General features: G+C 60.5%; 12 protein-coding genes. 9 read left to right on the top strand and 3 right to left on the bottom strand.

Going from position 1 to position 13,761, the window contains the following annotated elements:
• Positions 1–66 precede the first annotated feature (66 nt).
• A complete protein-coding gene (locus tag J3Q04_RS22920) occupies positions 67–1,062 on the top strand; it encodes an alpha/beta hydrolase family protein (RefSeq protein WP_434609215.1) in 996 nt (331 codons plus the stop codon).
• A 172-nt stretch (positions 1,063–1,234) separates the two neighbouring features.
• Here J3Q04_RS22920 and J3Q04_RS22925 read toward each other — a convergent pair whose 3' ends face one another.
• The 3 genes from J3Q04_RS22925 to J3Q04_RS22935 are packed head-to-tail and all read right to left on the bottom strand — an operon-like array spanning position 1,235 to position 3,697.
• The gene (locus tag J3Q04_RS22925) at positions 1,235–2,002 is read right to left on the bottom strand and encodes a TerB family tellurite resistance protein (RefSeq protein ID WP_420764868.1); all 768 of its coding nucleotides are present in this window, start codon (positions 2,000–2,002) and stop codon (positions 1,235–1,237) included.
• A 1-nt stretch (position 2,003) separates the two neighbouring features.
• Positions 2,004–2,675: an N-acetylmuramate alpha-1-phosphate uridylyltransferase MurU gene (gene murU / locus J3Q04_RS22930; protein ID WP_434609212.1), complete on the bottom strand. Its 672-nt coding sequence runs from the start codon at positions 2,673–2,675 to the stop codon at positions 2,004–2,006.
• A complete protein-coding gene (locus tag J3Q04_RS22935) occupies positions 2,672–3,697 on the bottom strand; it encodes an aminoglycoside phosphotransferase family protein (RefSeq protein WP_420764870.1) in 1,026 nt (341 codons plus the stop codon). Before J3Q04_RS22935 ends, murU begins: the two co-directional genes overlap by 4 nt.
• 130 nt (positions 3,698–3,827) lie before the next feature.
• Here J3Q04_RS22935 and J3Q04_RS22940 point away from each other — a divergent pair, with 130 nt between their 5' ends.
• The 8 genes from J3Q04_RS22940 to J3Q04_RS22975 all read left to right on the top strand — a co-directional run bounded on the left by J3Q04_RS22940 (position 3,828) and on the right by J3Q04_RS22975 (position 13,673).
• Entirely contained in the window at positions 3,828–6,626 is a 2,799-nt protein-coding gene (locus J3Q04_RS22940) for an LPS-assembly protein LptD (RefSeq protein ID WP_434609210.1), read from the top strand.
• Positions 6,607–7,923, top strand: coding sequence for a peptidylprolyl isomerase SurA (gene surA / locus J3Q04_RS22945; protein WP_420764872.1), 1,317 nt, complete (start codon positions 6,607–6,609; stop codon positions 7,921–7,923). The genes J3Q04_RS22940 and surA overlap by 20 nt, the downstream gene beginning before the upstream one ends.
• A complete protein-coding gene (gene pdxA / locus J3Q04_RS22950; protein ID WP_434609208.1) occupies positions 7,920–8,909 on the top strand; it encodes a 4-hydroxythreonine-4-phosphate dehydrogenase PdxA in 990 nt (329 codons plus the stop codon). The genes surA and pdxA overlap by 4 nt, the downstream gene beginning before the upstream one ends.
• On the top strand, positions 8,906–9,724 hold the full coding sequence (gene rsmA / locus J3Q04_RS22955; RefSeq protein WP_434609206.1) for a 16S rRNA (adenine(1518)-N(6)/adenine(1519)-N(6))-dimethyltransferase RsmA: 819 nt from the start codon (positions 8,906–8,908) through the stop codon (positions 9,722–9,724). The genes pdxA and rsmA overlap by 4 nt, the downstream gene beginning before the upstream one ends.
• A gap of 108 nt (positions 9,725–9,832) precedes the next feature.
• Entirely contained in the window at positions 9,833–10,213 is a 381-nt protein-coding gene (apaG, locus tag J3Q04_RS22960; protein WP_434561994.1) for a Co2+/Mg2+ efflux protein ApaG, read from the top strand.
• Positions 10,213–11,088 carry a symmetrical bis(5'-nucleosyl)-tetraphosphatase gene (locus J3Q04_RS22965; protein WP_434609203.1) on the top strand — a complete coding sequence of 292 codons (876 nt, stop codon included), beginning with the start codon at positions 10,213–10,215 and terminating at the stop codon, positions 11,086–11,088. Before apaG ends, J3Q04_RS22965 begins: the two co-directional genes overlap by 1 nt.
• A 33-nt stretch (positions 11,089–11,121) precedes the next feature.
• Positions 11,122–11,451 (top strand): thiosulfate sulfurtransferase GlpE, encoded by a 330-nt coding sequence (gene glpE, locus J3Q04_RS22970; protein WP_420764877.1) that lies wholly within the window; start codon positions 11,122–11,124, stop codon positions 11,449–11,451.
• Between the two features lie 299 nt (positions 11,452–11,750).
• Positions 11,751–13,673 carry a PrkA family serine protein kinase gene (locus J3Q04_RS22975; protein WP_420764878.1) on the top strand — a complete coding sequence of 641 codons (1,923 nt, stop codon included), beginning with the start codon at positions 11,751–11,753 and terminating at the stop codon, positions 13,671–13,673.
• Positions 13,674–13,761: the final 88 nt, after the last annotated feature.

Consider the following 13,761-nt stretch of genomic DNA (forward strand, 5'->3'; position numbering starts at 1 on the left):
CATGCACTGACAAATACTGACCAACCCATTAGGCTGCCGGAAATACTTCTGGTCATGGAATATCCGATGCCCTCTGTTTATCGCCTGGCGTTGCCAGCATTGTGCCTGTCGCTGATCCTGCCGAGTGCATTTTCTGTGCAGGCTGGCGAAACGGCACCCGCCGCAGTGGAACCATCCGCTGGAGAAAAGCCGGTCGAACGCCAACCCTTGCTCGAGCGTAGCCAGGAAGAGGCGGCGGCGCTCGTAAGAAAGGTCCCCGCTCAAGAGCAGCAACAGCTACAAACCGGTAGCGACGCCTTCCTCGCGCTGTGGAAGCCAGCCAATACCAGCGAGCCCAAGGGCGCCGTCATCATCATCCCTGGCGCCGGTGAAACCGCTGACTGGCCTCAAGCAGTCGGCCCCCTGCGCAAGAAACTGCCTGATGCCCAATGGAGCAGCCTGAGTATCACCCTGCCGGACCTGCAAGGCGACGTCATCGCTCCGCGCACCGTGGAAACGCCACCCGAGACCAAACCCGCCGACGTCGCGGCCGCGGCACCGGACGCCACCACCGCCGCACCGATCGAGCAAGTGACGGGGGGCGAAGCCGAGGCAGCGGATGCCGCCATCGCCGAAACCGGTGAAGAACACGCCAACGCCGATGCCGAGCGCATTTTCGCCCGCATCGATGCGGCGCTGGCCTACGCCGAACAGCAGAGCGCCCGCAGCATTGTGCTGCTAGGCCATGGCACGGGCGCCTATTGGGCAGCGCGCTACCTTAGCGAAAAGCAACCCTCGCAGATCGAACGCTTCGTGATGGTCGCGGCCCAGACTCCGGTAACCGCCAAGCCTGGCCTGGCAGAGCTGACACCCACCCTGAAGCTGGCGACCGCCGATATCTTCTATATGGACAAGCCACTGGACCGCAACGCGGCACTGGAGCGCTTGCAAGCGAGCAAACGCCTGAAAGGATCGACCTTCAGCCAGGTTGCCCTCAAAGCCGTGCCGAACCGTTCGGCGGAGCAAGAGCAATTGTTCCGTCGGGTCCGGGGTTGGTTGAATCCGCAAAACCCTGGGGAGTGAGACCTTCCCAGCGGTAAGCGACACGCTAGCTATCTGTGGCAAGGGAGCTTGCTCCCGCTCGGCTGCGCAGCAGTCGTCAGCCAACTGAGACTCCGTAAGAAATTCGGCGCCAGGTTGAGGCGCCGCTTCGTGAACCAGCGGGAGCGAGCTCCCTCGCCACAGGCACCCCGTATTAGCGGAAATCCCTCCGCTCGCGAATCAAACGATAGGCATTGTGCAGCTCTCGGGTCCTGTCGGTCGCTTCACGCACCTGTAAAGGCGTGGCGCCGCTGCCGGCGATCTTGTCCGGGTGATGCCGGCTGAGCAAGCGGCGATAAGCCCGCTTTATTTGCGACGGCTCGCTGGTGGCCGAAACACCCAGCAATCGCAATGCCTCCTGATAAGTCACGCCGCTTGAGGGTTGCGACAGTTTCTGCGGTTCGTAATCCATCGCCAACGCCTGGACCTGCTGCGGCGTCCAACCCAGCCATTTGCCCCACTGGACAAGCAACTCGCGCTCGCTGGCGCCAGCGCGACCGTCAGCCCAGACCATCCTCCAGCAGGCGCGTAGCACGCCTTCGGCCGCGTGGGGCTGAGTGGCGAGGCGACGCAGATAACCGCGCAAGCGATCATGCTCGGACTTGCCTCGGTTGAATGCCGCAATGGCACGACGCTGCGCCGGTTCGCTCAGGTCGAGGGCGCGCATTTCCAGGCGAGCCTGCTGAATGTGACCGTCCACAACCCGCCCATCGCTTTTCGCCAGGCGTCCGAGCAACACGAACAATAATTCATCGTTGCGCAACGCCGGGCGCCCGCCCAGCCGTTCACGCACTTGCGCCCAGCTGTGGACGTTCAGGCGCCTGTCCAGCGCCTGTCCCAGCAATGCGCCAAGCATGGCCCCCGGGATGCTGGCTATGGCAAAGCCTGCTCCCGCTCCGATCAGAGTCCCTGGCCACCACATATCAACGGCTCGCTTCTATCAATTTTTCAATCTGCGCCAAACGTTCAAGGGTTCCGACATCTACCCAATGACCTTGCAGCCGCTCGCCGCTGACCTGCCCATGGTCCATGGCCTTGCGCAGCAACGGTGCGAGCTTGAACGCGCCAGCCGCGCAACCGTCGAATAATCGCGGATGCAGGACGGCGATACCGCTGTAGGTCAGTTTGTCGGCCGTGGACGCGCCTTCATGAACCTTTCCGTCGGTGAGGACGAAATCGCCATCTGGGTGATGTTCAGGATTGTCCACCAGCACCAGATGAGCCGACGCGTCGAGCGAACGAGGCAAGGTGCTGAAATCGAAATCAGTCCATATGTCGCCATTGACCACGAGAAACGCTTCATCGCCCAGCAACGGCAGCGCCCGGAAAATCCCCCCGCCGGTTTCCAGCGGCTCGCCTTCCGGGGAATAGACGATGCGCACGCCGAACCGTGAGCCGTCCCCCAGGTGGTCTTCGATCTGCTGCCCGAGCCAGGCGTGATTGATGACGATCTCGCCAAACCCGGCGGCGACCAGCGCCCGCAGGTGATATTCGATCAAGGGAATTTCGGCGACACGGATCAAAGGCTTAGGCGTGGTAAGCGTCAGCGGGCGCATGCGCTCCCCCTTGCCCGCCGCGAGGATCATCGCCTTCATGCATTTGCCCCGGCCGATTGGCGCAGGCTGCGGAGCAACTCATCCAGCGGCGCCAGCTCAGGACGGCGGTCGATGACCGCTTCTATATAGTCGAAGAAGCGCGGTACGTCCTTCAGGTAGCGCGGCTTGCCGTCGCGGTGGCAAATGCGCGCGAAGATGCCGATCACCTTGAGATGGCGCTGCACGCCCATCAAGTCGCTGGCCCGCAGGAAATCTTCGAAGTCCGGCTGCACAGCAATGCCAAGGGCACCGGCCTGCTGCCAATAATCCTCCAGCCAACCGCGCACTCGCGCCTCGGGCCAACTGAGGAAAGCATCCTTGAAAAGGCAGGTCACATCGTAGGTCACCGGCCCGTAGACCGCGTCCTGGAAATCGAGCACACCTGGATTGGGATCGCTGAGCATGAGATTGCGCGGCATGTAGTCGCGGTGCACCAGCACTTTCGGCTGGGCCAGGGCGCTGTTGATCAACAGTTCGCAAGCCTGCTGCCAAAGTTGCTGCTGTGTCGCATCGAGTTCGATACCCAACTCGCGCTTGACGTACCACTCCGGGAACAGCTCCAACTCGCGACGCAGCAAAGCAACGTCATAACTGGGCAGCGGAGCCACCATAGGCAATTGCTGAAAAGCCAACAATGCCTGCAAGGCATCGCGGAATAAATCGTCGGCATTTTCGCCGTTGATTACATCCAGGTAGGTCTGGTTACCCAGATCATTGAGCAAAAGAAAACCGCGATCGAGGTCTTCGGCATAAATTTTTGGCACGTTGATGCCGGATTTCGCCAGCAAAAACGCGATATCCACGAAGGGTTTGCAGTTTTCCTGGGGCGGCGGTGCATCCATCACGATCAGGCTGCGGCCCGCGCCTTCCCAGCGGAAATATCGCCGGAAACTCGCGTCGCTGCTGGCCGCGGTCAACGTGGCCGGGGGTACGCCCCCCCACCCCTGTTGATTGAAAAGGATCGGTAACTGCTCATCGAGCCAAACTTTCAGGTGTTGCAAGCGTACATCTTGGTCAGGCATTGCAAGGGTCTCCGACGGCGCTAGCCGTCAAGCGGGTCATGCTTTATTATCCAGCATCTTTTTCAGACCATCGAGAGGCGTGCGGCCCACACCGCGGGCAGATGGCACGCAGGAAGCCCGGACTAATAAGATGGCATTGAAATCCCCCGCGTTTCGTAAAAAATTTCCGTTGCTGGTTACCGGCAGTCTGCTGGCCCTGCAACCCCTGGCCTCTTCATTCGTCGTTGCGGCGCAACAGTATGACTGTTCCGTCTCCGCTTCGGGTGCCTGGGACTGTTCACCCAAGACGCCGGCCGCTGCATTGCCGCCACGCCCCGTGCATGAAGGCAGCGCGGTTGCCGACAGCGGCAGCGCACCGGCCGACAGCGATTCGGGCGAGGTGGCCGGCGACAAGCCGATGCTCGTCACCGAAGCCAAGGGCCGCGGCTTGAAGACGCGCAGTGAAGACTACAGTCACTTGGACTGGGTTCCGCGCGAGAACCTCACGCCCGCTCAACTGGCTGAAACCGGTCCTTACTGCGCTGGCGCGTACATCGAGCCGACGCGTCCGGGCATGAACGACAAGACCGCCAAGAGCGACGCGCCGACCTTCCTGGGCGCCAAGGCTTCGCGCTACGAGCAGGAGCAACAGGTGGCGACCCTGGCCGGCGACGTGGTCATGCGCCAGGGCAGCATGCAGGTCGAAGCCGACGAGGCCAGCCTGTACCAGGCCGAGAACCGTGGCGAGCTGAACGGCAACGTGCGGGTCCGCGACAACGGCGCGCTGATTGTCGGCGACCACGCCGATGTGCAGCTGGACACCGGTGAAGCCAAGGTCGACAACGCCGAATACGTGATGCACAAGTCGCGCATCCGCGGTAACGCGCTGTACGCCCGCCGCGCCGAAAACGCGATCATCCGCCTCAAGGACGGTACGTACACCACGTGCGAACCGGGCAGCAACGCGTGGACACTCAAGGGCAACAACATCACCTTGAACCCGGCCACGGGCTTCGGCACCGCGACCAACGTCACGCTGCGGGTCAAGGACTTCCCCGTCCTGTACACGCCTTATATCTATTTCCCGATCGACGACCGTCGTCAGTCCGGCTTCCTGCCGCCGACCATCGGCAGCGGCAGCGATACCGGCTTCCTGCTGGTCACCCCGTACTACTTCAACCTGGCGCCGAACTACGACGCCACGTTGTACCCACGCTACATGAGCAAGCGCGGCCTGCTGATGGAAGGCGAGTTCCGTTACCTGACCAAGTCCAGCGAAGGCCAGTTCGGCGCCGCGTACCTCAACGACGAAGACGATGAGCGCAGCGGGCAGAGCGACTACGACAAGACCCGCTACATGTACAACTGGCAGCACAAGGGCGGCCTCGACTCGCGCGTGCTGACAGAAGTCGACTACACCAAGATCAGCGATCCGTATTATTTCCAGGATCTGCAGACCGATCAGATCGGCGTCGAGTCGCGGGACTACGTGAACCAGCAAGGCGCTGTCAGCTATCGCGGCGACAACTACACCGCTCGGCTCAATGCCCAGGCTTACCAGATGGCGACGATTTCGAAGATCACGCCATATAACCGCCTGCCTCAGATCACCTTCAATGGCTCGCTGCCCGAACATCCGTATGGACTGGATTTCGCGTACAAGACCGAACTGGTGCGGTTTGATCGTGATTTGCGCACCGGTGACTACACCGATGAAGACGGCAACACCGAGCCGTTCCTGGATAACAACATCCGCGGCTTGGCCAGGGCTAACGGCGACCGGCTGAACCTGGCACCCGTCATGAGCCTGCCGATGACCGCAAGCTATGGCTACATCAAGCCGTCGCTCAAGTACCAGTACACTCAATATGACCTGGACCTGGATAGCAGGGGCAGATCTCAGGTCGCTGCGCAGAACGCCGAGGCCGATCGCCTGCGCGGCACCTACAGCAGCAGCCAGAGCCGTGGCGTTCCAATCGCCAGCATCGACAGCGGCCTGTATTTCGACCGCGACACCCAATGGTTCGGCACCAACTATCGCCAGACCCTGGAGCCTCGCCTGTTCTATCTCTATGTACCGGAGAAGGACCAGAGCGATATCCCCGTGTTCGACACCAGCGAATCGACCTTCAGCTACTCCTCGCTGTTCCGAGATAACCGTTTCACCGGCTCCGACCGTGTCGGCGACGAAAACAAATTGTCCCTTGGCGTGACCAGTCGCTGGATCGAAGAAAACGGGTTCGAGCGTCAGCGCATCAGCGTCGGCCAGGCCCTGTACTTCAAGGATCGTGAAGTCCAACTGCCAGGCATCGACTTCAAGACACGTGAAGACGCCAAGTCCGACGTTTCCCCGTATGCCTTGGAATACGAATATCGCTGGAACCGCGATTGGCGCACCACGGCGACCTACAACTGGGACCCGGACACCAGCAGCCCCCGTTCGGGCAGCGCGATGTTCCACTACCAGCCTGAAGACAACCCGAACAAGGTCATCAACGCCGGTTATCGCTATCGCAACGACCAGGTCCGCTATGACGAATCCACCGGCCAATGGCAAGTGGGCGGTGGCGACTATGGCCGTCCGGGCGATCCGAACTACGTGAAGGACTACTACAAGATCAAGCAGCACGATTTCTCGATCATCTGGCCGATCGTGCCGCAGTGGAACGCCATCAGCCGCTGGCAATATGACTACAACCGCAACCGTACCCTGGAAGCCTTCGGTGGTTTCGAATACGACAGCTGCTGCTGGAAACTGCGCCTGATCAACCGTTACTGGGTCGACTATGAAGAATTCAGTCAAGCCGCCCCGCAAAACGAAAAAGGCGACCACGGCGTCTTCCTCCAAATTGTTCTGAAGGGACTCGGCGGCCTTACCGGCGCCAAAGTAGAGAGTTTCCTCGACAAAGGCATTCAAGGTTATCGTGAACGTGAAGACCAAGCTTTCTGATTGTCTGCGCCCGCTGATGCTGGGCGCGCTGTTCCTGGGTACCGCAGCGAACGCCGCGGTACAGTCCATCGACAAGGTCGTGGCCATCGTCGACAACGACGTGGTCATGCAGAGCCAACTGGACCAGCGTGTCCATGAAGTGCAGCAAACCATCGCCAAGCGTGGCGGCGGCTTGCCACCACCGGGCGTGCTGGATCAACAGGTGCTCGAGCGCCTGATCGTCGAAAACCTGCAGCTGCAGATTGGCGAACGTTCCGGTATCCGCATCACCGATGAGGAACTGAACCAGGCCGTCGGCACCATTGCCCAGCGCAACAACATGTCCATCGATCAGTTCCGCGCCGCCCTGGCTCGCGACGGCCTGTCCTTTGATGACGCCCGCGACCAGATCCGCCGTGAGATGGTCATCAGCCGCGTACGTCAGCGACGCGTGGCCGAGCGCATCCAGGTGTCCGAGCAGGAAGTGAAGAACTTCCTCGCTTCCGACTTGGGCAAGATGCAGCTGTCTGAAGAACTGCACTTGGCGAACATCCTGATCCCAACCCCCGAGAGCGCCAACTCCGAAGCGATTCAGAGTGCCTATCGCCAGGCGATGGATGTTTACCAGCAGCTCAAGCAAGGTGCTGACTTCGGCCAGATGGCCGTGGCGCGTTCGGGCAGTGAGAACGCCCTGGAAGGTGGTGACATGGGCTGGCGTAAAGCCGCTCAATTGCCGCCTCCGTTTGATCGCGAGCTCAGCGCCATGGCCGTGGGCGACATCACCCAGCCGGCCCGCACTCCAGGTGGTTTCATCATCCTCAAGCTGCTGGAAAAACGCGGCGGCGGCACCCAGGTGCGCGACGAAGTACATGTCCGCCATATCCTGATCAAGCCGAGCGAGATCCGTAGCGAAGCCGAGACCAAGCGCCTGGCCGAGAAGCTCTACGAGCGGATCACCGCCGGCGAAGACTTCGCCGAGCTGGCCAAAAGCTTCTCGGAAGACCCGGGTTCCGCCCTTAACGGTGGCGACCTGAACTGGGTCGACCCGAATGCGCTGGTCCCCGAGTTCCGCCAGGTCATGGCCGAAACACCCCAGGGCCAACTGTCCAAGCCGTTCAAGAGCCCTTACGGCTGGCACGTCCTGGAAGTCCTTGGCCGTCGCGCAACGGACAGCACCACCCAGGCGCGCGAGCAACAGGCGATGACGGTATTGCGTAACCGCAAATACGACGAAGAGTTGCAAACCTGGCTTCGCCAGATTCGCGACGAAGCCTACGTCGAGATCAAACTCCCTGGTGCAGACCAGGCCGCGCAGTGAAACCCAAGCGTTTCGCGCTGACCCCCGGCGAGCCTGCCGGCATTGGTCCCGACCTGTGCCTGCTGCTCGCCTCGCAAGCCCAGCCTCACCCCCTGATTGCCATCACCAGCCGCGACCTGCTCCTCGAGCGGGCCGCGCAACTGGGGCTGGCCGTCGATCTGCGCTTGGTTACGCCAGACGCCTGGCCCGATGCCCCGGCACCTGCGGGCAGCCTGTATGTCTGGGATACGCCCCTAGGCGCACCGGTCGTCACCGGTCAATTGGATACGGCAAACGCGGCGTTTGTTCTGGAAACCCTGACCCGCGCCGGCCAAGGCTGCCTGGATGGGGCTTTCGCCGGGATGATCACCGCCCCGGTACACAAGGGTGTCATCAATGAATCCGGTATTCAGTTTTCCGGACACACGGAATTCCTGGCAGACCTGACCCGAACCTCGCAAGTCGTGATGATGCTCGCCACGCGCGGCCTTCGCGTAGCCTTGGTCACCACTCATCTGCCCTTGCGAGATATCGCCGACGCGATCACACCGCAACGCCTGGAACGGGTCACGCGCATACTGCACGCCGACCTTCAGGAAAAATTCGGCATCGTCCGGCCACGAATCCTGGTGTGTGGGCTCAATCCCCATGCCGGCGAAGGCGGACACCTGGGCCGTGAAGAAATCGACATCATCGAACCTACATTGGAACGCCTGCGTAGCGAGGGCATGGACCTGCGTGGCCCGCTGCCTGCCGACACTCTGTTTACCCCCAAATATCTGGAGCACTGCGATGCGGTGCTGGCGATGTACCACGACCAGGGCTTGCCCGTGCTGAAGTACAAAGGCTTCGGCGCGGCGGTCAATGTGACGCTGGGCTTGCCGATCATCCGCACCTCCGTGGACCACGGCACCGCCCTGGACCTGGCCGGCAGCGGCAGGATCGACACCGGCAGCCTGCAAGTCGCCTTGGAAACCGCTTACCAGATGGCCGAGACCCACTTATGACCGAGCAATACCAACACCGCGCGCGCAAGCGCTTCGGCCAGAATTTTTTGCATGACGCTGGCGTGATCGACCGCATACTGCGTTCCATCAATGCCAAGCCCGATGATCGCCTGCTGGAGATCGGTCCAGGCCAGGGTGCACTGACCCAAGGCCTGCTCGGTAGCGGCGCGCAACTGGACGTGGTGGAACTGGACAAGGATCTGGTGCCGATTCTCAACCAGCAATTTGCCGGCAAGAGCAATTTCAACCTGCACCAGGGCGACGCACTGAAGTTTGACTTCAACAGCCTGGACGCCGCGCCGGGCAGCCTTCGGGTGGTTGGCAACCTGCCCTATAACATTTCCACGCCGCTGATTTTCCATCTGCTGAGCAATGCCGCACTGATCCGCGACATGCATTTCATGCTGCAGAAAGAAGTGGTCGAGCGCCTCGCCGCCGGTCCTGGCGGTGGTGATTGGGGCCGACTATCGATCATGGTCCAGTACCATTGCCGGGTCGACCATTTGTTCAACGTGGGCCCGGGAGCATTCAACCCGCCCCCTAAAGTCGACTCCGCGATCGTCCGCCTTGTACCTCATGCGGTCCTTCCTCACCCGGCCAAGGATCACCGCCTGCTGGAGCGCGTAGTGCGCGAAGCTTTCAACCAGCGTCGCAAAACCCTGCGCAACACGTTGAAACTGCTGCTCAGCAGCGCTGAAATCGAAGCCGCGGGTGTTGACGGCAGCTTGCGCCCCGAGCAACTGGACCTGGCGGCCTTCGTGCGCCTGGCCGACAAGCTCAGTGAACAGGTCGCGCCAAAAGACAACGTCATTTGACATGCGAGGCCGTTATCGGGAAGTACGCCGGTCTGGTTTACTACCCGACACTTGGCCTAGACTGACTCCCTCAGTTCTTCCCGCGTCCCGCTTTCAAGGCCTTTTTGCATGTCCGATCCTCGTTACCAGGTCGACGTCAGCGTCGCCACCCGCTTCCTCGCTGAACAGTCACAACCCGAGCACGACCGCTTCGCCTTCGCCTACACCATCACAGTGCGCAACAATGGCTCGCTGCCCGCCAGGCTGCTGTCACGGCATTGGATCATCACCAACGGCGACGGCCATGTAGAAGAAGTGCGTGGTGAAGGCGTGGTTGGCCAACAGCCACTGATCGATGCCGGCAAGAGCCACAGCTATAGCAGCGGGACAGTGATGACGACCAAGGTCGGCACCATGGAGGGCACCTACCAAATGCTCGCCGACGACGGTAAGCGATTCGATGCGATCATCAAGCCCTTCCGACTGGCGGTGCCCGGAGCGCTGCACTGATGGCCACGTATGCGGTTGGTGACCTGCAGGGCTGCCTGGACCCGCTCAAATGCCTGCTGGAGCAGGTAGCGTTCGACCCATGCAAAGACACGCTGTGGCTAGTCGGCGACCTGGTCAACCGTGGCCCGCAGTCGCTGGAAACCCTTCGTTTCCTCTATGGTATCCGCGACTCTTTGGTATGCGTGCTCGGCAATCACGATCTGCACCTGTTAGCCGCCTGGCAAAACATTGAGCGCCTGAAAAAATCCGACACCTTGAGCGAGATTCTCGACGCCCCCGATTGCGTCGAGCTGCTTGAATGGTTGCGCCAGCAAAAACTCATGCATTACGACGAGGCGCGCAACCTCGCGCTGGTCCATGCCGGCATCCCACCCCAATGGTCGCTGCGCAGAGCGCTCAAGTGCGCTGGCGAAGTGGAACAGGCGTTGCGCGACGACAACCTGTTCGGCCCCTACCTGGACGGCATGTACGGCAACGAACCCGTCAAATGGGACAACGACCTCACCGGCACGGCCCGTCTTCGCGTCATCACCAATTATTTCACGCGCATGCGCTTCTGCACCCGCGACGGCAAGCTCGATCTCAAGGGCAAGGAAGGCATCGAGACCGCCCCGCCCGGCTACGCGCCGTGGTTCAAGCACAAGGAGCGCAAAACCCGCGACCTGAAGATCATTTTCGGGCACTGGGCGGCACTCGAAGGCCAAACTGACGAAGCCGGGGTTATTGCCCTCGATACCGGCTGCGTCTGGGGCAGCGCGATGACACTGATGAACGTCGACACCGGCGAGTTGCTGCGCTGCGATTGCGACGAGAAGGGCCACGCCAGACTCAATACATCGACCATTGCATCATTGCCGGCCGGCACCGACGCTTGACCGGCGTTGCGCCCAAGGCCACAGGAGTACCTCATGACCGAATTCAAACGCATCTCCCCCGAGCAGGCCCAGGCCCTGCGTGAACAAGGCGCGGTGCTCGTCGATGTGCGCGACCCGGCCACTTACGCAACTTCACATATCAGTGGCTCCAAGCATTTGGATAACCATTCCCTTCACGCTTTCATCCAGGGCGCTGATCTCGATGCGCCTACCATCGTAGTCTGCTATCACGGCAACTCCAGCCAAAGCGCAGCGGCTTACCTGGTCAGCCAGGGTTTCAGTGACGTGTACAGCATGGACGGCGGCTTTGAGCTGTGGCGCACGGTTTATCCTGATGAAACAGAGCAAGGCACCCACGAATAATTTTTTATGACACCCAAGCCCACGAGAACCGCGGGCTTGGGCGATGGCGGACGAACGGTCTGCCACAACTAATTACGTATTCAACCTTTACCTCTCGGATTCCGAACTATCCTTAGCCTCAGGCCATCCAAAACAGGGGAGAGCCGGTACACCGGCGCGCGGATCATCGGGAGTCAGCTTTCAGGAGCCGCATTCTTGAAAGCATTCTGGGGGGTAAAACGGCAACTGGGGTCCCAGCGGCTGTCCAGCATCGACTGATTGATCCGACACCGGCTCCACGTATCGAGCGAGGTGACGTCATGAGTATTTTTAGCCACTTCCAGCAACGTTTCGAGTCCACGCGGCAGGAGGAGTACTCGCTGCAGGAATACCTCGAACTCTGCAAGCAAGACCGCAGTGCCTACGCATCGGCTGCGGAGCGTCTGTTGCTGGCAATCGGAGAACCTGAACTGCTGGACACCTCGACCAACTCGAGGCTCTCGCGGATTTTTTCCAACAAAGTGATCCGGCGCTACCCGGCCTTTGCAGACTTCCACGGGATGGAGGAATGCATCGAACAGATCGTGTCCTATTTCCGCCATGCCGCCCAAGGCCTGGAGGAGAAGAAGCAGATTCTCTATCTGCTCGGCCCCGTCGGTGGCGGTAAATCGTCCCTGGCCGAGAAACTCAAGCAACTGATCGAAAAAGTGCCCTTCTACGCCATCAAGGGCTCTCCTGTCTTCGAATCGCCCCTGGGGCTTTTCAACGCCACCGAGGACGGCGCGATCCTCGAAGAGGACTTCGGCATTCCCCGTCGCTACCTCAACACCATCATGTCGCCATGGGCCACCAAGCGCCTGGCGGAGTTCGGCGGCGACATCAGCCAGTTCCGCGTGGTCAAGCTCTATCCTTCGATCCTCAACCAGATCGCGGTGGCCAAGACCGAACCAGGTGACGAAAACAACCAGGACATCTCGGCCCTCGTGGGCAAGGTCGATATCCGCAAGCTAGAAGAATTCCCACAGAACGACGCCGATGCCTATAGCTATTCGGGCGCGCTGTGCCGGGCCAACCAGGGCCTGATGGAGTTCGTCGAGATGTTCAAGGCGCCGATCAAGGTGCTTCACCCATTGCTGACCGCCACCCAGGAGGGTAACTACAACAGCACCGAGGGGCTGGGGGCGATACCATTCAGCGGCATTCTGCTCGCTCACTCCAACGAATCGGAATGGCATACCTTCCGCAACAACAAAAACAACGAAGCCTTCATCGACCGGATCTACATCGTCAAGGTGCCTTACTGCCTGCGCGTCTCCGATGAGGTGAAGATCTACGACAAGCTGCTGTTCAACAGCTCGCTGTCCAAGGCCCATTGCGCGCCCGACACGCTGAAGATGCTCGCCCAGTTCACTGTGTTGTCGCGCCTGAAGGAGCCGGAGAACTCCAACATCTATTCGAAGATGCGGGTGTACGACGGCGAAAACCTCAAGGACACCGATCCGAAGGCCAAGTCGATCCAGGAATACCGGGACAACGCGGGCGTGGACGAAGGGATGAACGGACTGTCCACCCGTTTTGCGTTCAAGATCCTGTCCAAGGTGTTCAACTTCGACCCCCACGAAATCGCCGCCAACCCTGTCCATCTGCTGTACGTTCTCGAGCAACAGATCGAGCAGGAGCAGTTCCAGGCGGAGACCCGGGAGCGCTACTTGCGTTTCCTCAAGGAGTACCTGGCGCCACGGTACATCGAGTTCATCGGCAAGGAGATCCAGACGGCCTATCTGGAGTCTTACAGCGAGTACGGCCAGAACATTTTCGACCGTTACGTGCTGTATGCGGATTTCTGGATCCAGGACCAGGAATATCGCGATCCGGAAACGGGCGAGATTCTCAATCGCGTAGCGCTCAACGAAGAGTTGGAAAAGATCGAGAAACCCGCGGGCATCAGCAATCCGAAGGACTTCCGCAACGAAATCGTCAATTTTGTCCTACGCGCCCGGGCCAACAACAACGGCAAGAACCCTACCTGGCTCAGCTACGAGAAGCTTCGGGTGGTCATCGAGAAGAAAATGTTCTCCAACACCGAAGACCTGTTGCCCGTCATCAGCTTCAATGCCAAGGCCAGCAAAGAGGACCAGCAAAAACACAACGACTTCGTTACACGCATGGTCGAACGTGGCTATACCGACAAACAGGTACGGCTGCTGTCCGAGTGGTACCTGCGGGTCCGTAAATCACAATAGCCAGCAACAAGCCGCAAGCGACAAGCTGCAAGAGGAAAGCGCGTGAACCCTGGAGCCGGGTTACTGCTTCCACTTGCAGCTTGCAGCT

This window comes from Pseudomonas sp. D4-21 (genome assembly GCF_051132125.1).
GTDB lineage: Bacteria > Pseudomonadota > Gammaproteobacteria > Pseudomonadales > Pseudomonadaceae > Aquipseudomonas.